This is a genomic window from Sinorhizobium terangae, from assembly GCF_009601505.1.
GTDB classification, from domain to species: Bacteria; Pseudomonadota; Alphaproteobacteria; order Rhizobiales; family Rhizobiaceae; genus Sinorhizobium; species Sinorhizobium terangae.
Map to the genome: position 1 here is coordinate 36638 of NZ_WITC01000032.1, position 19786 is coordinate 56423.

The 19786-nt window shown below is 62.1% G+C and carries 21 protein-coding genes; 11 read left to right on the top strand and 10 right to left on the bottom strand.

From position 1 onward, the window contains the following. Nucleotides 1-153 precede the first annotated feature (153 nt). From GHK62_RS07115 to GHK62_RS07125, 3 genes are all read left to right on the top strand, one after another. Nucleotides 154-816, top strand: a complete 663-nt coding sequence (locus GHK62_RS07115) for a metallophosphoesterase family protein (protein ID WP_153437615.1) — start codon at nucleotides 154-156, stop codon at nucleotides 814-816. Between the two features lie 163 nt (nucleotides 817-979). Continuing rightward, nucleotides 980-1597, top strand: coding sequence for an HAD family hydrolase (locus GHK62_RS07120; protein ID WP_380787191.1), 618 nt, complete (start codon nucleotides 980-982; stop codon nucleotides 1595-1597). A 33-nt stretch (nucleotides 1598-1630) separates the two neighbouring features. Next, nucleotides 1631-2398, top strand: coding sequence for an SDR family oxidoreductase (locus tag GHK62_RS07125; RefSeq protein ID WP_153437616.1), 768 nt, complete (start codon nucleotides 1631-1633; stop codon nucleotides 2396-2398). Here the strand turns inward: GHK62_RS07125 and GHK62_RS07130 are convergent. The 5 genes from GHK62_RS07130 to GHK62_RS07145 all read right to left on the bottom strand — a co-directional run bounded on the left by GHK62_RS07130 (nucleotide 2365) and on the right by GHK62_RS07145 (nucleotide 5542). Continuing rightward, entirely contained in the window at nucleotides 2365-3189 is an 825-nt protein-coding gene (locus tag GHK62_RS07130; RefSeq protein ID WP_234886802.1) for an NAD(P)H-dependent flavin oxidoreductase, read from the bottom strand. The two genes, GHK62_RS07125 and GHK62_RS07130, sit on opposite strands and share 34 nt — an antisense overlap. Next, nucleotides 3083-3334, bottom strand: a complete 252-nt coding sequence (locus GHK62_RS34125; RefSeq protein WP_234886814.1) for a hypothetical protein — start codon at nucleotides 3332-3334, stop codon at nucleotides 3083-3085. Before GHK62_RS34125 ends, GHK62_RS07130 begins: the two co-directional genes overlap by 107 nt. A gap of 98 nt (nucleotides 3335-3432) precedes the next feature. Then, on the bottom strand, nucleotides 3433-3672 hold the full coding sequence (locus GHK62_RS07135; RefSeq protein WP_153437617.1) for a tautomerase family protein: 240 nt from the start codon (nucleotides 3670-3672) through the stop codon (nucleotides 3433-3435). A gap of 79 nt (nucleotides 3673-3751) precedes the next feature. Then, nucleotides 3752-4465: an SDR family NAD(P)-dependent oxidoreductase gene (locus GHK62_RS07140; protein ID WP_153437618.1), complete on the bottom strand. Its 714-nt coding sequence runs from the start codon at nucleotides 4463-4465 to the stop codon at nucleotides 3752-3754. Between the two features lie 144 nt (nucleotides 4466-4609). Beyond that, nucleotides 4610-5542 (bottom strand): LysR family transcriptional regulator, encoded by a 933-nt coding sequence (locus GHK62_RS07145; protein WP_153437619.1) that lies wholly within the window; start codon nucleotides 5540-5542, stop codon nucleotides 4610-4612. Nucleotides 5543-5796: 254 nt separating this feature from the next. Here GHK62_RS07145 and GHK62_RS07150 point away from each other — a divergent pair, with 254 nt between their 5' ends. From GHK62_RS07150 to GHK62_RS07185, 8 genes are all read left to right on the top strand, one after another. Beyond that, nucleotides 5797-6471, top strand: a complete 675-nt coding sequence (locus GHK62_RS07150) for a type 1 glutamine amidotransferase domain-containing protein (RefSeq protein WP_167528172.1) — start codon at nucleotides 5797-5799, stop codon at nucleotides 6469-6471. Between the two features lie 191 nt (nucleotides 6472-6662). Next, nucleotides 6663-8423: a cytochrome c biogenesis protein DipZ gene (locus GHK62_RS07155; protein WP_153437621.1), complete on the top strand. Its 1761-nt coding sequence runs from the start codon at nucleotides 6663-6665 to the stop codon at nucleotides 8421-8423. Between the two features lie 142 nt (nucleotides 8424-8565). Next, nucleotides 8566-8703: a hypothetical protein gene (locus GHK62_RS07160; protein WP_153437622.1), complete on the top strand. Its 138-nt coding sequence runs from the start codon at nucleotides 8566-8568 to the stop codon at nucleotides 8701-8703. Nucleotides 8704-8836: 133 nt separating this feature from the next. Next, nucleotides 8837-9640, top strand: a complete 804-nt coding sequence (locus GHK62_RS07165) for an SDR family NAD(P)-dependent oxidoreductase (RefSeq protein ID WP_153437623.1) — start codon at nucleotides 8837-8839, stop codon at nucleotides 9638-9640. Between the two features lie 194 nt (nucleotides 9641-9834). Continuing rightward, a complete protein-coding gene (locus tag GHK62_RS07170; RefSeq protein ID WP_153437624.1) occupies nucleotides 9835-10773 on the top strand; it encodes a GlxA family transcriptional regulator in 939 nt (312 codons plus the stop codon). Nucleotides 10774-10967: 194 nt separating this feature from the next. Further along, nucleotides 10968-12014 carry an alpha/beta fold hydrolase gene (locus GHK62_RS07175; RefSeq protein ID WP_153437626.1) on the top strand — a complete coding sequence of 349 codons (1047 nt, stop codon included), beginning with the start codon at nucleotides 10968-10970 and terminating at the stop codon, nucleotides 12012-12014. A 492-nt stretch (nucleotides 12015-12506) separates the two neighbouring features. Beyond that, entirely contained in the window at nucleotides 12507-13874 is a 1368-nt protein-coding gene (locus GHK62_RS07180; protein ID WP_234886803.1) for an epoxide hydrolase family protein, read from the top strand. A gap of 55 nt (nucleotides 13875-13929) precedes the next feature. Continuing rightward, nucleotides 13930-14565, top strand: a complete 636-nt coding sequence (locus GHK62_RS07185; RefSeq protein ID WP_153437628.1) for a VOC family protein — start codon at nucleotides 13930-13932, stop codon at nucleotides 14563-14565. 143 nt (nucleotides 14566-14708) lie between these two features. Here GHK62_RS07185 and GHK62_RS07190 read toward each other — a convergent pair whose 3' ends face one another. From GHK62_RS07190 to GHK62_RS07210, 5 genes are all read right to left on the bottom strand, one after another. Next, entirely contained in the window at nucleotides 14709-16034 is a 1326-nt protein-coding gene (locus GHK62_RS07190) for an ATP-binding protein (protein ID WP_153437630.1), read from the bottom strand. Further along, on the bottom strand, nucleotides 16031-16768 hold the full coding sequence (locus GHK62_RS07195) for a response regulator (protein WP_153437632.1): 738 nt from the start codon (nucleotides 16766-16768) through the stop codon (nucleotides 16031-16033). Before GHK62_RS07195 ends, GHK62_RS07190 begins: the two co-directional genes overlap by 4 nt. Nucleotides 16769-16912: 144 nt before the next feature. Beyond that, the gene (locus GHK62_RS07200) at nucleotides 16913-18217 is read right to left on the bottom strand and encodes an epoxide hydrolase family protein (protein ID WP_234886804.1); all 1305 of its coding nucleotides are present in this window, start codon (nucleotides 18215-18217) and stop codon (nucleotides 16913-16915) included. 52 nt (nucleotides 18218-18269) lie between these two features. Continuing rightward, nucleotides 18270-18671 (bottom strand): cupin domain-containing protein, encoded by a 402-nt coding sequence (locus GHK62_RS07205; RefSeq protein WP_153437634.1) that lies wholly within the window; start codon nucleotides 18669-18671, stop codon nucleotides 18270-18272. 161 nt (nucleotides 18672-18832) lie between these two features. After that, on the bottom strand, nucleotides 18833-19774 hold the full coding sequence (locus GHK62_RS07210; RefSeq protein WP_153437636.1) for an NmrA family NAD(P)-binding protein: 942 nt from the start codon (nucleotides 19772-19774) through the stop codon (nucleotides 18833-18835). Between the last annotated feature and the right edge of the window lie 12 nt (nucleotides 19775-19786).

A 19786-nucleotide genomic window follows, 5' to 3' on the forward strand; every position in this document is an offset into this window, starting at 1 on the left:
GTCCTTTCAGCCGCACAAAGGTCGCTGTAGCACTTTGAATTGTTGCATGTTTTTATCGTTAATCGGCCACGATTTAAGGACACATGCAGCGGCGACGGTCGATTCTCATCAAGCGGAGAACGCCACCCTGAACAAGTGCAGGAGATCCAATGCATGAATGCCCGACGTCTTACCTTCGCAGTCGGTGACATTCACGGATGCCTGGCGCAGCTCGAAGCCCTACTGACAAGCATCGAATCCGCCGTGCCGAGCGGCAGGATCATATTCCTTGGCGATCTGATCGACCGGGGGCCGGAGAGTCGTGGTGTGGTCGAGCGGATAATGGCGGGGCCGACGAAGCCCGGCTGGGAATGGCTGACCCTCAAGGGTAATCATGAAGAAATGCTCCTGGCCGCACGAAGAGGCTACGCCGAGATGAGCGCGTGGCTCATGAACGGCGGCGACGAGACCATGGCATCCTATGGCGGAGCAATACCCTTGAGCCATCTTGTCTGGATGGCCGAGAGGCCGTCCATCATCGTCGATCAGTATCGCATCTTCGTGCACGCCGGGGTCGACGAGAATATTCCGCTGGACCAGCAGGGCGACGACATCCTGCTTTGGATCAGAACCCCGTCAAATCATTCCGGCGATTACTGGGGCAAGCATCTGTGCCATGGCCATACGCCGAGCCGAAGCAATCCCAGGACAGTCGGCAACAGGACCAATGTCGATTCCGGAGCCGTATTCGGCGGCGTGCTTTCCTGCGCTGTCTTCGACGACGACCAGCCGGGCGGCCCGGTCGGTTTTCTCGTCGCCGAGAGCGTGGACGGCTAAATCATCCCGCTTTCAAGTGGCATCACTGGAAGCGAGGGATTGTCATGCAGTGCGCAAGATTATACCCGTGCGCTCGTCGCTCGCTTCCATTACCAAGGGGATTGGCTTGGATCAGTTGAATTCATCGCTCTTCACGAAAAGCTTTGCCGCCCTTTTATTCGATATGGATGGAACGTTGCTCAACTCGATGGCCGTCGTCGAAAGGGTCTGGGGGGCCTGGGCAGTCCGCAACGGGGTCGATCGCGAAATTCTGATGAAGTCCGTACACGGCGTGCGCGCGGCCGATGTCATCCGCACACTGGGCCTCGCGGTCGACGCCGAACATGAAGCGCGCGACCTGGCCGCTGCGGAAATCGCGGACGTCGAGGGCATCGTCGAAATTCCGGGCGCCATCGCATTTCTGAACTCCCTGCCACCGGAGAAATGGGCGATCGTCACTTCCGCGCCGCTGGAACTCGCGGTCCGCCGCCTTGCCGCTGCAGGGATACCGACGCCGCGGCTGATGGTAACCGGTGAAGATGTATCGGCCGGAAAACCCGACCCGCAAGGCTACCTTCTTGCCGCCGGAAGGCTGGGCGTCAGCGCAGAGGACTGCCTCGTCTTCGAGGACGCGCCGGCCGGCATCCTTGCAGGAAGAGCAGCGGGGGCAGAAGTCGCGGTTATCACCGGCGCACATGTCGCGGCCGCCGACATGCCTCATATCACGCTGGCGCACTACACCGACGTCGAAGCCCGCCTCGGCGAAGACGGGCGTCTGGCGCTGCATCGGCTTAATCGCTGAGGCGGGGGCGACATGGCGCAGGAGAACACAGCAATGGCTTTTCCACTTTTTGACCTCACAGGCAGGCGTGCCCTTGTCACCGGCTCGTCGCAGGGCATCGGCTACGCGCTGGCGCGTGGTCTCGCCGAGCATGGTGCCTCGATCGTTCTCAATGGGCGGGACCGCTCGAAACTGGAAAGTGCAGCAAAATCGCTGCGGGATGCCGGACATGAGGTGTCGGTTTCCGATTTCGACGTCACCGACCACGATGCGGTCAGGCAAGGCATCGACGCGATCGAGCGGGATATCGGGCCGATCGACATCCTGGTCAACAATGCCGGCATGCAGTTCCGCACGGCGCTCGAGGACTTTCCGGCCGAGCGCTGGGAGCAGCTGCTGAAAGCGAACATCTCCAGCGTCTTCTACGCTGGCCAGGCGGCCGCTCGTCACATGATCAAGCGCGGGCAGGGCAAGATCATCAACATCGCCTCGGTACAAAGCGAGCTCGCGCGTCCCGGGATCGCCCCCTACACCGCGACCAAGGGTGCAGTGAGAAACCTGACGCGCGGCATGTGCGCCGACTGGGCAAAGCACGGCCTGCAGGTGAACGCCATTGCACCGGGCTATTTCAAGACGCCGTTGAACCAGGCGCTTGTCGACAGCGAAGAGTTTTCTTCGTGGCTGGAAAAGCGGACACCAGCGGCGCGCTGGGGCGACGTTGATGAGCTCGTCGGCGCGGCTGTCTTTCTTGCCAGCCGTGCATCATCCTTCGTCAATGGACACACGCTTTATGTCGATGGCGGAATCACGACCTGCCTTTGACCATCGAGTTCGCCTAGCCACTGGCGCGCCTTCGTCCCGACTGTTCCTTCATTCGAGAAGAGTTGGTCGATCAGTTCGGATGCCGGGCCCTGCCATAGATCTCCTTGTCCTGCGCCGGCCCATAACGACTGGAAATCCGCCGAACCGCCGGCCGCCGATGCGCTCCTGATATCGCGCGTGAACTTGTTCTGCGCGGGAAAGGGCATGATTGCCTCGGCCTTCATTTCGTCCATGAAGCGGTTCTCAATCCCGCGTGCCAGGCGACCCAAAAGACCCGTGTCGTCCGTGTCTTTCGTGTGGGTTCCAGAAGCTTCGACCAATAGGGCGCCGCTTCGGCGCTGGCCAGGAACGCCGTGCCCATCGGCACCGCCAGTGCCGCGGTGACCGCCGGCCTCGAAGCCCTGAAGTGTGATCGCGTCGACGCCACTTTCTTCAAGGAGCTGCGCTTCCTCCGGCGCTGTGGCAGTGCCGATGAGGAGCATGCCAGCCCGTCGTGCGGCGCGCATATGCTGGGCCGACGGCAGTCCGAAGACGCAGTTGAAGACAGCCGGTCGGACCCGGAGGACCGCCTCGAACTGTGCATCGAAGTCTTCCGCATACGGTCCCGAGAAGGCCGCGGGCGCCGGATCGACTTCGGCGCGGTACTTGGCAGTGGCTGCGAATGCTCGCTCGACCGTGCCGGGATCAATCTGGGGGATCGGGGGGGAATGAAGAGGTTGAGCGCGAAGGGCCGATCGGTACGCCGACGAACTTGAGCGGCGAATTTTTCGATCTCCTCCGGACTTGAACAAGCCGCACCGGCTGACCCAGTGCGCCTACGGCTGACGCTGCTGCCACAAGCTCAGGCGATGAAGGACCGCCCGCCATCGGTGCGACAATGAGGGGATGCTTCAGCCCCAGTTTTCGAAAAGCATTGTTGTGCATGATCGTTGCCATGTTCGATCTCCGCAAGTTCCAGTCGCTTTCTCGCGTGTGTGGGATCGCTTGCCGCCTGCGGGGCGCACCGACAGACGGCAAACGCCTAGGTTGGGACGTCAGGACTTTGCCTCTGCGGCCCGTCTTTGGCGGTATTGAACGGTGGGAAGGCCGCCCCAGCCCCAATTGTCGAGGTCGACCTCCTCGATCACGACATAGGTTGATTCAAGCGGCTTGTTCAGGACGTTGAAGAGCACCTCGCTGACGCCCTTTATGATGGCGGCCTTCTCCTCGGCGGTAACCGAATTGCGGCCCGGTACGCTTCCCTCACGGGTAACCTGTACGGTGACGATAGGCATTGCAGTCTCCTTTGTGTAAATTTTTTCGTCGTTGACCGCGGCCGCGCCGCTACAGCGCGGCCGCTCTCCATTGTGCGGGTTACCAGCGTCCGGCACTCTGGCCGCCATCGACGTGGAGGATCTCGCCGGTGACGAAACCGGCGGACTCGAGGTAAAGAACGGCGTCGACGATGTCGCGGATATCGCCCATGCGGCCGACCGGGTGCAGTCCGGCCAGCGCCGAGTGCGTCTCGGGCGCATGCATGGGCGTCTTGATGATCCCCGGGGAGACCGCGTTGACGCGAACGCCGCTCTTCGAGAACTCCATCGCCAGCGACCGAGTCACCGCGTTCAGGCCACCCTTGGTCAGGGAGGCAAGGGCGGACGGTATGCCGACCATCGGCTGGTCGACCAGGCTGGTGGTGATGCTGACGATGTGGCCCGAGCCCTGCTTCAGCATCTCGGCCGCAGCGCGTCGGGTGATGTGGAAGAAGCCGCCCACGTTCACGCCGAGGTTATGCTCGTAGTCCTCCTCGGACATTTCGACGAACGGCTTTGCGAGGAAGACGCCTGCATTGTTAACCAGCGTGTCAATGCGGCCGTAGCGTTCGAGCGCTTCTCGGACGATCCGTTCCGCGGTCTCCGGCTGGCTGATATCGCCGGCGACCGTGTGAATATCCGGGTCAGCGCTCGGCCTTATGGACCGGGAGGTGGCGACGACGCGGTAGTTTCGGTCGCGGTAGGCGCGAACCAACCCCGCGCCGATGCCCTGTGATGCGCCGGTGATGATGACGACTTTCTGTTCGGTAGCCATGATCGTGATCCTTTTTTCGATTGCAGCGGCCGCTTCCCTGCGTCCGCCCTCCGCCCTCGGCGTTGGTGCAATCGAAGTTAGATCCGTCCGATCTTTGGGAGAATTGCCAGCGGTTGGCGGACACTCATTCGCGAATCGGCATAATCAGCCGAGCGTACCCGATCCTGCCGCCAAGCGAGCAAATTCGGAGCGCAGACGCGGCGCGGCGAAGTCGACAAAGGCACGGACCTTCGGCACCGACATGCGACCTTGGGGTGCGAGCATATGTGCCGGCAGGGGCGGATGCTCGGCGTCGGCGAGCACGATCTTGAGGCGCCCGTCTCTCACATACTCCGCGACATGGTAGGAATAGAGCCGGGTGACGCCGTGGCCCGCGGCCGCTGAGGCGGCTGCAGCCCGCACGCTGTTGACGATGCTTCTCGGCGTGAACTGGACCGTTCTGGGGATGGACGAGCCCTCCGCGGGCGTAAAGCTCCAGGACTCAAGACCGAAATTGGTGAAGGCCACGATCTGATGCTTGGCGAGGTCCGCAGGTTCATCGATACGAGGATGATTGGCGAGGTATCGAGGCGAGGCGACCACGACCCGCCGCACGTCGCCGCCGATCCGCGTGGAGATGAGCGACGAATCCGCCAGATGGCCGATGCGCAAGGCGATGTCGATTCCTTCATCCACCAGGTTGACGAACCGATCGAGAAGAAGAAGCTGGGCCGACACGGCGGGGTAGAGGTCGAGGAAGTCATCGACAATGGGGCGAAGCACCTCTTCGCCGAGGATTGGTGGCGCCGAAATCGTCAACATCCCACGGGGCGCGGAACGCTCTCCTCCTGCGAGCATGTCGGCTTCCTCGAGGTCGGTGAGCACCCGCCGACAGGCGGCCGCATAGCGTTGCCCGGCCTCGCTCAGCTTGAGCGTGCGGGTCGTGCGATGCAAGAGCTCGACACCGACATGGGCCTCCAGGAAGCTCAGCGCCCGGCTGACCGCCGTCGGTGATCGCTTCAACCGGCGAGCGGCGCCGGCGAGGCTGCCCTCGTCGATCGCAGTAACGAACACTTTCATTGCATCGATGCGATCCATCTTATTCTGCCGTTTTGCGGGAGAGTGACTGTCGTGCACCAAGTATTCCCGCGAAGGCGGCAAGAAGTAAATATGGTGCAGAAGAAGCCGCTGCAATCGGCCAATATCCGGCCAAGTACCAGGAATAGGCTGAGAAGCTGGAACATCTGTGCCCGTGTGGTCATGGACGAGCTATCCTCATGGTACGAAGCCCCGTGGTCGAGAATTATCCCGGCGATCCCAAGTTTGGGCGCCTCAAAAGAGGGAGAATGACGATGAAAATCTTGATGGTTTTGACTTCGCATGACCAACTCGGGAACACCGGCAAACCGACCGGTTTCTGGCTCGAGGAGTTCGCTGCACCCTATTATGTTTTCAAGGACGCCGGTGCGGAGATCACGCTCGCCTCGCCGAAGGGCGGCCAGCCGCCGATCGATCCCAAGAGCGACGAGCCGGGCAACCAGACCGAGGCGATGGAGCGCTTCAAGAAAGATCCGGCGGCCCAGAAGGCACTGGCAACTACAATAAAGCTCGGCGACGTCAAAGCCGACGGCTTCGACGCAATCTTCTATCCGGGTGGACATGGCCCCCTGTGGGATCTCGCCGACGACAAGAACTCGATCGCCCTGATCGAGAATTTCTACAACACCGGCAAGCCGGTCGCGGCCGTCTGCCATGGCCCGGCTGTTCTCAAAGCGGTCACTCACCAGGGGCAGCCCATCGTCAGAGGAAAGCGCGTTACCGGCTTCACCAATTCCGAGGAGGAGGCGGTGCAACTGACCGACGTCGTGCCGTTCCTTGTCGAAGACGTATTGAAACGTCTGGGCGGGCGCTTTGAAAAAGCCGCCGACTGGGCTGATTTCACGGTCGTGGATGGGCGGCTAATTACTGGACAGAACCCTTCTTCCTCGACCTCGGCTGCCAAGGAACTGCTCAAGCTTCTGCAGTAGCCGTCTCTAGCACGGGCTGGTTCGCCGGCGGCATTTGCGGGTACAGGAGGTTCCCGGGACCTCCTGCAGCATTTTGATACACATCCCCTTGGAGGAGGACACAAACCGGATACTTCGCTCTGGTCTCTTGCTGCGCGTGTCAAGCGCGACCGACGCTGAATAAGGCGTTGGTTCATTGCAGAGGGACGACGATGATCCTTTTCACGATAGCCTATCTCGCAGGCGTGCTGACCATTGTCAGCCCCTGCATCCTTCCTGTCTTGCCCTTCGTGTTTTCCCGAGCCGGTCAACCATTCACGAGGAGCATTCTTCCGATGCTTCTCGGAAAGGTCGTGACATTCGCGGGCGTGGCGACGCTTGCTGCGATCGGCGGGGACTGGGCCGTCCAGGCGAATGAGGCCGGCCGATATGCGGCGATAGTGGTGCTCGCGGTCTTCGGCGTGATGTTGCTTTCGCCGCAGGTTGCAGCGATCGTCACCCGGCCGGCAGTCGCCCTCGGCAACCGGCTCGCACGACAAACGGCCGGGCAGAAGGCGAGCGTTGGAGCATCTCTGCTCCTTGGCGTAGCAACCGGGCTTCTATGGGCGCCCTGCGCCGGGCCGATTCTTGGGCTGGTCCTGACCGGTGCCGCACTCCACGGCGCCAACGTCGAGACGACTCTTCTGCTCACCGCCTACGCGGCGGGCGCGGCCACCTCGCTCGCCCTCGCTGTATTCGCCGGCGGAAAGGTATTCGCGGCGATGAAGCGGTCGCTCGGTCTTGGCGAGCGTCTGCGGCAGGTGCTTGGCATCGCCGTGCTCGCCGGCGTCGCGGCAATTGCGCTCGGCCTCGATACGGGGATGCTGGCACGACTGTCTTATGCGGGCACGGCGAATCTTGAGCAGTCGCTCCTGAACCGTCTGGGGGCTGACACCTCCGGAGCGGCAACTGTAAATCGTGCCGCATCGGCCGCGAACGGTCAGCGGCAGACGTATCGAAGCAGCTTGCCGGTGGAAGGCATTCTCCCACCGCTCGACGGTGCCGTAGAGTGGCTGAATTCCAAGCCGCTGACCGCGGAAGAACTGCGCGGCAAGGTCGTGCTCGTCGATTTCTGGACCTACTCCTGCATCAATTGCATTCGCACGATCCCCTATGTTCGCGCCTGGGCTGAAAAATACCGGGACCAGGGGCTAGTGGTCATCGGCGTGCATGCACCTGAATTCGCCTTCGAGAAGAGTATCGACAACGTCAGGCGGGCAGTACAGGATTTCAAGATCGGCTATCCCGTTGCGATCGACAACGACTTCGCCATCTGGCGCGCCTTCGGGAACAGCTACTGGCCGGCGCACTATTTCATCGATGCGGAGGGGCGGATCAGATATCACCACTTCGGAGAGGGCGAATACGAGCAGTCCGAGCGCGTCATACAGGAACTGCTGGCGGAAGCGGCGGGCAGCCACCGGAACGGCAGCGATCTCGTGAGGCCGGAGGCAAAGGGCGCCGAGGCCGCGCCCGACTTCGCCAATCTGCAGTCGGGTGAGGACTATGTCGGCTACATGCGTGCCGCGAACTTCGTATCGCCCGAAGGTGTCGCGGCCGACGAGCCACGCGACTATACGACCGGAAAGCCTCGCCTCAACCAGTGGGGCCTCGCCGGCAACTGGACCGTCGGGCCTGAGCAGGCGACACTCAATCGCGCCGGCGGAGGCATCACCTACAAGTTCAGCGCCCGCGACCTGCACCTCGTCCTCGGACCAGGGGCCGGCGACAGGGAAGTGCGCTTTCAGGTGAAGGTCGACGGCGTTTCACCGGGTCCGGATCACGGTTCGGACGTCGACCGCGATGGCAACGGTACGGTTTCGGAAACGCGGCTCTATCAACTCGTACGCCAATCGGGAGAGGTGCGGGAGCGGACGTTCGAGATCCGCTTCCTTGATCCAGGTGTTGAAGCATTCGTATTCACGTTTGGATAGCGGAAGCAAGCCTCGGGCAGCGAGGGATGCTGCCCGGTCGAGCGGCGAAGGGGTTCCGTCTCTCGACCGCCTCCACCGGGCTGCCGCGGTACCCCGCCAGCGTCACAATCACCATGGTCAGACGCAATAGAGGAGAGTTCACATGCGCATTCTTGTGATGGGCATTGCCATCGTCGCGCTCGCCGCCGCGCCCTGTGCCTGGGATTCCGATCCGCGGGAGCCGTCGGCGATCGTCGCGCTCTTCGGCGGGGCGATAGTTCCGGCCGACGCCCGACGGTGATGTCCCGACGGCGTTGCCCCCCGGACAGAAACAGCCGACGCGCTATGTCCTAAAATGCCGGATATATGACATTTGAGACATTGTCTTTTCGGACTAGTATCAGGGCTCCAAATCCAACGGAACGGAGTCCCTCATGACCCAGCATTCGAAAGGTACCGCGCTTATCACCGGCGCATCCTCGGGCATCGGTGCGATCTACGCCGATCGCCTGGCGCGCAGGGGATATGATCTGATCCTGGTCGCTCGCAACCGGGCCCGCCTAAGTGAACTGGCCAGGCGCCTTGCCGACGACACCGGCCGCAGCGTCGAGGTGGTCACCGCGGATCTCGGTAATAAGGCCGATGTCCATCGCGTCGAGAAGATCCTTCAGACCGACGCCAGCATCACCATGTTGGTCAACAACGCCGGCGTTGGCGCGACCGCCCCGCTGCTCAACTCCGATATCGAGAAGATGGAAGAGATGATTACGCTGAATGTCAGCGCGCTGACGCGGCTGACCTATGCTGCGGTGCCCAGCTTTGCGGCACGCGGGACCGGTGCGATCATCAACATCGCTTCGATCGTCGGCATCGCACCGGAAGTGCTGAACGGCGTCTACGGCGGCAGCAAGGCCTTCGTCCTCGCTTTCACCTTGTCGCTTCAGAAGGAGCTTGCCGAGAAGAATATCCGCATCCAGGCCGTACTCCCCGGCGCGACGGCGACCGATTTCTGGGGCATTGCCGGAACGCCGCTGGAACATGTGCCGAGTGAGATCGTGATGCCTGCCGAGGACATGGTGGACGCGGCGCTCGCGGGCTTCGATATGGGTGAACGGATCACGATACCGGCACTGCCGGACGCCGCTGATTGGGATGCCTACGAGGCAGCCCGCCAGAAGCTGATGCCGAACCTTTCCCGCAGTGTCCCCGCCGCCCGATATCGAGCAGCGGCCGGCTAACGCGTTCTCTTGGAGCGATACGGTATGCGCTCCGGAGCGCGTACCGCCTCAAATGATGAATGCACGACCAGTCGTCGAAAGCGCGACAGCGACGGCGGCCATTCGAAAGGCCGAAAAGATGAGCGAGACACCACAGGGTTTATGTCATGTCGCAGATGCCATATATACAGCAATTCCAGCCAGGGAATTGCGTCATGCATCGGATCGGCTTTGTCGTCTTTCCAGGATTCCAGCTCATGGGCTTCGCGGCGGTGACCGCCTTCGAGATGGCCAATATCGCGCTGGGAGAGCCGGCCTACGAGATAGAGCTGCTTTCGGAAACGGGCGGGGAGGTCAAATCGTCCGCCGGCTTCGGTGTCCTCACGAAAGCCTTCGATGACGCCGCCTATGACACGGTGATGTTCGGCGCCAGCTCAACGATCGAGCCGATGACGGCGGGATTGATCGAGTTCGCGCGTCATGCGCTCGAAACGGCGCGGCGCGTAGCTGCCCCATGCACGGGCGCCTTCATCCTCGCCGAAGCTGGCCTGCTGGACGGGCGTCGGGCGACGACCCATTGGGCCTTCGCGCGCCAGTTCCAGGAGCGGTTCCCGACGGTCAAGCTAGAGGAAGATCGCATCTTCATTGTCGACGGAAGCGTGTGGACGTCTGCCGGGATGACGGCGAGCATCGATCTCGCGCTTGCGATGATCGAGAAGGACCACGGCCAGGACATTGCACGCGCGGCCGCCCGCAAGCTCGTCGTCTATCATCGGCGCGCCGGCGGCCAGTCGCAGTTCTCGGCATTGCTCGAGCTCGATCCGAAGTCTGACCGGATCCAGCGATCGATCGACTACGCCAAGGCTCACTTGCGCGGAGTCCTGTCGGTGGAAGAGCTGGCGGATGCGGCCGGGCTGAGCGCGCGACAGTTCAGCCGGGCGTTTCGGGCCGAGACCGGACAGTCGCCGGCCAAGGCGGTGGAGAATATTCGCGTGGAGGCGGCCCGGCTGATGATGGAGCAGGGCCGGCATTCCATGGACGTGATCGCCGAGGAAACCGGCTTTGCCGACCGCGACCGTATGCGCCGGGCCTTCCTTCGCACGCTCGGCCAGCCGCCACAAACGATCCGGCGGAATGCGCGCGAAAGCGCATAGGCAGCCGGAAGCGGCCCCCGATCTGGTGTTTCGCCAACCTCGGCGAGTGCCGACGCAGCGGCATGAAATTGTATCTCAATATGTCTGCGCGCCCGATTTCGACATTGGCTTTCAATTTCGCCGGCTGAGGACACAGTGAAGACAAGTGGGTGCCGGCACCTGTCGCTGTCTTCACGCAATCGGGGAAAAAGTCGATGACGGAGCAAATCAACCAGCCGCGGCGGCATTTCATGGGCATGGCGGCATTGACGGTCGCAGCTGCCAAACTCGGCATGACGAGCATCGCCCATGCACAATCAGCCACTGAGGTCCGCATTCCTGCGACCGCACCTGGCACGAACACATCCTTCGCCTCGCTCAAGCAGATCGACGCCGGCCTGCTCAATGTCGGCTATGCCGAGCTCGGTGCGAGCGACGCCCCTGTGGTCATCCTTCTGCATGGCTGGCCCTACGACATCCATACCTATGTCGATGTGGCGCCCTTGCTGGCCACGGCCGGCTACCGCGTGATCGTTCCCTATCTGCGCGGCTACGGGACGACGCGCTTCCTGTCGCCCGACACGCCGCGCAACGGCCAACAGTCGGCAATCGCCGCCGACATCATCGACCTGATGGATGCGCTGGGGATCCAGAAGGCGGTCATCGCGGGCTGCGATTGGGGCGCGCGCACCGCCAACATCATCGCCGCTCTTTGGCCGGAGCGGTGCAAGGCCCTGGTTTCGGTGAGCGGCTATCTGATCGGCAGCCGTGACCTGAATAAGAAGCCCTTGCCGCCAAAGGCGGAACTCGCCTGGTGGTACCAGTTCTACTTCGCTACCGAACGCGGCCGAGCCGGCTACGAGCAAAACCGCGCCGAATTCGCGAGGCTCATCTGGCAGCTCGCGTCGCCGAGGTGGAATTTCGACGACGCCACCTTCAATCGCAGCGCAGCGGCATTCGAAAACCCGGATCATGTCGACATCACGATCCACAATTACCGCTGGCGGATCAGCCTGGCTGACGGCGAGCCGAAATACGATGATCTGGAAGCGAAGCTCGCCAAACTCCCATCGATCGGCGTGCCGACGATCACGCTCGAGGGCGATGCCAACGGCGCGCCGCATCCGGAGCCCGCAGCCTATGCCAAGAAGTTCTCGGGCAGGTATGAGCACCGGTCGGTCACCGGCGGCATCGGCCACAACCTGCCGCAGGAGGCACCACAAGCATTTGCCCAGGCCGTGGTCGACGTCGATCGTTTCTGATCAACTTCGCCAGCAGGCGGTGATGTCCGAACTCGTGCACGCGCTGGTGACGACCACTCTAGTGTGCAAGACGCATCATCAGGGCGCCATCGGCACCTCCGGCTTCTCCGGAGTTGCCGATGACGAGCAGTGAGCCACCCGAGCGCGTGACGTGCATTCGTATCGCAATGTGTCTGTCCTCTATTCTGTGAGGATTGGCTGACATTTCGCGCCCGTCCCGAAACATCCGATACACGTGCAGAGTGCCAAGTGTGCCTCGACAGTCGAACAAGGCAGTCACGCATCGAGGGCCGAGATGACGCGTGCCGGCATGGCCGAAAAAGCCGTATATACGACATTTGAGCCACAAGCGCCTCGTCTTAGTATTGGTATTGGAAAATGAACTGAATGAATCCGTGTTTTACTCGACATCGAGAGTATCGCCGCCATCAGCATTTGCGTTTCACACCAAATCGGCGGCGGTCCGTCGACGTCACAGAATAGGAGAATGACATGACCAGATTCTATTCGTTGATTGATAAGCATCGTGTTGCGGCCTCCCTGTTGGTCGGAGCGATCGGCGTCTTTCTTCCCACGGCCGCCGCCTACGCCGGAACGATTTCTGCCGCTTCCGGCAGTGCTACAACCGTTGGGCAGCCTTCGGTGGTCGGTGCGGCTGAAACCAAACCGGCCTTCGACGAATCCATCCGTCCCTTCCAGTTCCGTGCCACAGACGAGGCCCTTGCCGACCTCAAGCGGCGCATCGTGGCAACCAAGTGGCCCGGGCGGGAGCTGGTCTGGGATGCCACCCAGGGCGTGCAGCTCGACACCATGGAGAAGCTCGCAAAGTATTGGTCGACGGACTATGACTGGCGCAAGTTCGAGAAGAGACTCAATGCCCTCCCGCAGTTCGTAACCAACATCGACGGGGTTGACATTCACTTCATTCACGTACGTTCGAAGCACAAGAACGCTTTGCCGATGATCGTCACGCATGGGTGGCCCGGCTCGATTGTCGAACAGATGAAGATCATCGAGCCCCTGACGAACCCCACGGCCCATGGAGGGACCGAGGCGGATGCTTTCGACGTCGTCATACCGTCGCTGCCCGGCCATGGATTTTCGGGCAAGCCTGACGAACTTGGCTGGGATCCGGTCCGGATCGCTCGTGCCTGGACGGTGCTGATGAAGCGCCTGGGCTACACCAGATACGTCGCTCAGGGCGGCGACTGGGGTGACGCGGTCACCGAGCAGATGGCCGTTCAGGCGCCGCCGGAGCTCATCGGCATTCACACCAACATGCCGGGCGCAGTACCGAAAGAAATCCAGAAGGCGCTTGATGTCGGCGGCCCGCCGCCGTCCGGCCTCTCTCCCGACGAGCTTCGGGCCTATGAGCAGCTCGACTTCTTCTACAAGAACGGCCTCTCCTATGCCCTGGAGATGAGCAAGCGCCCGCAGACGCTATACGGGATCGACGACTCGCCGATCGGGCTGGCAGGCTGGATGCTTGACCACGATGCACGCAGCTATGACCTCATCGCCCGCGTCTTCGACGGTGAGCGCGAGGGCCTGACGCGAGACGACGTGCTCGACAACATAACCCTCTACTGGCTGACCAACACGGGAGTGTCTTCGGCACGCCTCTACTGGGAAAATAAGCTCGCGTTCTTTGCCCCGAAGGGCATTACAATACCGGTTGCCGTGAGCGCATTTCCGGACGAACTCTATCAGGCACCGCGCTCCTGGGCAGAGAAGGCGTTTCCCAAGCTCATTCATTACAATCGGCTGGAAAAAGGCGGACACTTCGCCGCCTGGGAACAGCCGGAGGTCTTCACGCAGGAACTCAGAGCCGCATTCAGATCCTTGCGGCAGTCGATTTGACAAACAAGAGGCGCGCCCATGGCGCGCCGCCCTTCTAAAACCTAAGGAGAAAGCCATGACAACCGAAACCAGCACCGGGGGAGCGCCAACGGTCGACCTGAAGCTCGAGGTCGTCGTCATCCCCGTTTCCGACGTCGATCGTGCCAAGAATTTTTACGGCGGCCTCGGCTGGAGGCTCGACGCCGACTTTGCCGTCGGTGACGCGTTCCGCGTGGTGCAGTTCACCCCGCCGGGTTCGCCGAGCTCGATCCACTTCGGGAAGGGGATCACCTCGGCCGCGCCCGGCTCGGCAAGCGGGATGTACCTGGTCGTGTCGGATATTGAGGCGGCGCGCGCTGAACTCGTCGGCCGCGGCGCAGAGGTGAGCGAAGTTTTTCATCGCGCCGGCCCCGGACAGCCGCCCGTGAGCGGACGGCACCCCGAGCGGGGCAGCTACCGCTCCTATGCCACGTTCAGCGATCCGGACGGCAACGGCTGGCTCATCCAGGAGGTGACCGAGCGCTTGCCCGGACGCGTCGATGCGAGCGCCACGACATTCGCCTCGGCGGCGGACCTCGCGAGCGCCTTCCGGCGTGCGGAGACGGCACACGGCGAATACGAGAAGCAACTCGGCCACCGGGACGAGGACTGGCCCACCTGGTACGCCGAGTACATGGTGCGCGAGCAGACCGGAGCGGCGACCGCCGCATGAACGAATGCGGGAGCAGGGCGGCCGAGCCCGCCCTGCTGCCGTGGAAAGCGGCAGTTAACACTTTAGGTGAAGTGAAATATCTAACCAGTTGAGAATACACAATTCAGGACGGAACTCCGCTATGCATCCTTCCTGGAATTGCGCTACTGGCGGAGGGCTATTTCTGCCGCAAGGCCGCCACCTTCGCGGTTGCGCAACGTCAATGAAGCGCCGATGACGGTGGCAAGCTGCTGGGCGATGGCAAGGCCGAGGCCCGTCCCACCGGTGTCGCGGTTGCGCGACTGCTCCAGGCGGTAGAAGGGTTCCATGACCGCTTCCAGCTGACTTTCCGGAATGCCAGGGCCTCGATCGAGAACCTTTATGATCACGGTGTCATCGGCGCGACGCTGCACCTCGATTTCCGCGCTGCCGCCGAACTTCAGCGCGTTGTCGATCAGATTGGTGAGGATTCGCTTCAAGGCGTGCGGCCGGATCAGGATGGCCCCGCTGCTCAATTCTCCGACTGTGACGGCCTTGCCGGTATCTTGATAATCATAGGCCAGGCTCTCGATGAACGAGGGGAGGTCGATGCGCGATGCCTGTTCGTCGTTGCCATGGGCGCTGCGCGCATAGGCGACTCCTTCCTTCACGAGACGTTCGACTTCATCGAGATCCTGAATGAGCTTGTCCCTGTCGACGGATTCTTCGGCCATTTCCGCGCGGAGCTTCATGCGCGTAATCGGCGTCTGGAGATCATGTGAAATCGCCGCGAGGATCTGCACGCGCTCCTCCAGATACTGTGCGATGCGATCACGCATCGCATTGAAGGCCGTTGCCGCATAGGCGACTTCCCTTGGTCCAATCTCGCTGAGCCGCGGCGTGTTGCTGTTCGGGTCAAGCGTGTCGACGGCTCTCGCGAGGTTGGCGAGGGGACGGACGGCTTGGCGCATCGCGAGCCAGCTGCACAGCACCAGGAGGGCAAGCTGCGCAACGAGTACGTAGGGCAGCCAGTCAGCCACTGGCATGACGCCCCTTGGCGTGACATCGATCGTCAGCGGTTCGCCGTCGCTCAAACGAAGATGGGCCTGAAAATGGCGGGCCCCGCCCGGGATCGCTTCAACCTCGATTGGGTATTTCGCGCCGATCGCGGTCTGGATCCTGGAGGCGACCTCGACGTCATCAGCCCCAAGCACGGGATTGCCGGGGATGCCTTGCCCCAGAACGAACCGGTAGGAGCCGCGGGCAAGTTGATCGAGCCAGGCGGCACGCTCGGCGGCCGGGAGCCGGTCAAGGATGGCGATCGATGTCGCGACGTCATTTTCGAGCGTATTGAACATCACCGACCTGGCGGCGATGTAGCGTTCGGAAAACAGCACCGCAAACGACATGGCGTGGGCGATCCCCAGGCCGGCAAGCAGAATGACGAACAGCCGCGCTCTGAGTGTGCGCGGCCACAGGCGAATTCCGTTGAGAACGGAGGGCGCCATCAGCGGGGTTCCACGATTTCGACCGGCATTGAAAAGACATAGCCCTCGCTGCGCACGGTCTTGATGTAGGCCGGTTCCCGGGCATCGTCGCCGAGACGCTGGCGAACCCGGCTGACAAGGAGATCGATGGAGCGGTCGAAGAGTTCGGCATCGCGGCCCTGCGTGAGATTGAGCAGCTGATCGCGATTGAGGACGCGTTGCGGGTGATCGATGAAAACCCGCAGAAGGCGGTATTCGGCTCCGCTGAGTGCAATGACCGTTTCGTCGGAGTCAACGAGATGTCTCGCCGTCGTGTCCAGCCTCCATCTGCCGAAACGCAGCAGCTGCCCAGCCTCGGAGATCTGAAGATTTGGAGGCAGCATGCGCGCGCGCCGCAGGACCGCCTTAATGCGGGCCAGCAGTTCGCGCGCCGAAAACGGCTTGGCGAGGTAGTCGTCCGCGCCCATTTCAAGTCCGATGATGCGATCCATCTCGTCGGAGCGGGCGGTCAGCATGACTATGGGCGTCGCCTTGTGTCTGCCCACACGCAGCTCGCGGCTCAAGACGAGGCCGTCGTCTCCCGGCATCATGACGTCGAGAACGATCAGATCGACCGTATTACCTTCGAGGAATGTGCGCATCTGGCGCCCATCGGCGACGGCGGTAACGCGCAGGCCGTTCTTCTTCAGGTAAGCCGATACCAGCTCCCGGATTTCCCGATCGTCATCGACGACCAGGATGTGATCAATGTGCTCCATCGCGCGATCTCCACCGTTCAATAGCCATTCCTTATCAAAATCAGCATGCTGTGGCAGCATCGCTCGACAGTGCGCCTATGGCGAGGTGCTTAGAGCGGGATGAGGAAAAGTGTGCGCGGTTTTCCTCTCCCATCCCGCTCTAACCTAATAGAACCGACGCAAAGGATGGAAAGCGGCCCGCAGCTCTCTGCTGAATAGATCCGGCTCCTCCCAGGCGGCGAAGTGCCCGCCCTTGTCCACTCGGTTGTAGTAGATGAGATTGTGATAAGTCCGTACTGCCCAGTTCTTCGGCGGCCGGTAGACCTCGCCCGGGAAAATTGTCACGGCCGCTGGGATCGAAATAGCGGACAGTTTACTGTTGCCGGCAGCGTTCTCCCAATAGATCCGGCCGCTTGAGGGTCCCGTGTTCGTCAGCCAGTAAAGCGTGATGTTGTCGAGGATCTCGTCACGGCTCAACGCATGCTCCGGTTCGCCACGGGTGAACACCCAGTCTGCGATCTTGTCGTAGAACCATGCCGCCAATCCGACCGGCGAGTCGGCGAGGCCGTACCCGACGGTTTGCGGACGCGTGCCCATGATCGCCGCATATCCGAAACCCTTGTTGAGGAATTCCCTGGCTTCATCAAACAAGGCTCGTTCCTCGGCGGTCAGCCCAGCCGGGGCGGGTTCCCCATATTTCAGGGCCTTCGCAACGTCAGGCGGGAGCGTGGTGGAGCGCTCGATCCTGTTGACATGGATGCCGAGCAGGCCCGAAGGCGCCTGGCGTCCCATGGCATCGGAAATGATGGCGCCCCAGTCGCCGCCCTGTGACACATAGCGGCTGTATCCAAGGCGCTGCATGAGGGCGTGCCAGGCGCGGGCGATGCGGGCCGGGTTCCAGCCGGTGCCCTTGGGTTTCTCCGAAAAGCCGAAGCCGGGGATGGACGGAAGCACGAGATGGAAAGCGTCTTCCGCGTTCCCCCCGTGCGCCGTCGGATCCGTCAGAGGACCGATGACTTTCAGCAGCTCGAAGATCGAACCGGGCCAGCCGTGGGTCATGATAAGCGGCAATGCATTCGCGTGATGCGAGCGAACGTGGATGAAATGAATGTCCAGGTCGTCGATATTCGTCTGGAACTGCGGCAAGGCGTTGAGCTTCGCTTCGGCCTTGCGCCAGTCGTAGTCCGTCTCCCAATAGCGCGCGAGCGCCTGAAGCTTCTCGAGTTGCACGCCCTGGGACCGGTCGCTGACGGTTTCCGGGTCTGGCCAGCGCGTCGCCGCAAGGCGACGGCGAAGATCGACGAGTTCTGCTTCCAGCACGTCGACGCGGAAAGGACGGATGTCGTCGGCCGCGAAAGACTGCGAGGCGGCCGCCATTGCGGGAGAGAATATTGCTGCAAGACTCGCCGCAGCCGCTCCGTTGAGGAGCAGGGCTCGACGGGAGAGAGTGAAAGCGTTGGCCGATTTCAAGTTCGCACCCCTTTGCCGGTCGTACCCAATATCCGTTTCATCGCAAGAAAGCTCACCTGAGGGGCACGACGAGGGGCTTGCCCTTGTTGACGATATAGGTCGCGAGCTCCGAGGCCTTGCTGCTGCCGACATTCTTCGCCACGTGGGCCACGCCATCCGGAATGAACAGGGCCTCGCCGGCGTGAAGCGTCACTGGGGCCTTGCCCTCGAGTTGATACTCAAGCGAGCCTTCGAGGACATAGGCGACCTCTTCGCCCGGATGGGAATGCTTGATCGAGGCCGCGCCCGGTTCGATGTCGACACGCACTTGGACGACCTCACGTCCGGGGGTGCCAAGATCGTCGTTGAGGATATCGGTGCGGTGAATTCCCGGCTGCTGTGCCTCAGCAACGTTCAGCGTCCATCCGCCGCCAACGATCAACAATGCGGCTGCCATGATCCGAGTGGGTTTCATAAGGTCATCCTTTCACTCCTATGATCGAGCCTTCATCCGAGGCCGGCGTCGATTTCAGTGCAGGCGTGTATTGGCGATGTGTCGGACGCGCGGGATATTTGTAAGCCCATGTATCCAGGCGCGCCGTCGGCGGGCCGGGCGAGCCCCGGCCGGCATCGGTCTTACCCCCAGGCCGATGCTTCACGTTGCGTGAATTCAGCGGCATGGAGCTTGACGAAGTCATGCACCCTCGTCGGCGTCCTGCCGGTGAGTTTGAACAAGTCGTCCGTCATACGGTCGTAGCGCCCATCCGCGTGAAGCTTCGACATTACGGAAAGGTGGCTGGCGAGGTGATCCGACACGCCGAAGCCGCGCAGAGCCTCGATCCAGCCGGCAAGCGGCATGTTGCGATACGTTATCTTGCGGCCCAACGCCTCGGAGAACACGCGCGCATAGTGCTCCAGATCCGCCGACTCGTAACCTGTCAGATTATAGACCTTGCCGATATGGGGCGCCGGCTCGTCAAGGATGACCGACACTGCGCGCGCCACGTCGACAGCCGAGACCGGCGAAGTCTTGCTGTCGCCGAGCGGCAACGCCAGTTCGTCGCGCTCCCTAACGCCGGCGGCGGCCAGCCGCAGGAAGAAGCCCTCGAGGAACACCGTCGGCCGCACGGTCACGACCGGAAGCCCCGACCACGCCAATGCCTGCTCCGCAAGCCAGTGGAGCTTGTGCTGCGGGCTGTCTGTGGTTTCGGTGATGCTCATCTGTGTCACCGTCATCTGCGACATGTTCACGAATGCCTCGACACCATGGTGCCGCGCCACGGCGGCCGTGTTGACGGTGGCTTCCAGATAGGCCGGCGAAACCGACATGCCGAAATAGATGCGGGAAACACCCTCGATCGCGCGGTGCATCGATTGAAGATCGGTCAGGTCCCCCTGCACGACTTCGGCGCCGAGCCGCCTTAGACCCTCGGCACGCTCGTCTTCCTTGCGGACCAGCGCGCGCACCCTTTTGCCCTTGGCGAGCAGCATTTCGGTGACGTTGCGGCCGATGGCGCCGAGATCGCCGGCGGCTCCGGTGACAAGGATCGGCCTCTCATTCACGGATGTGGCGGTCATATTGAATTCCTT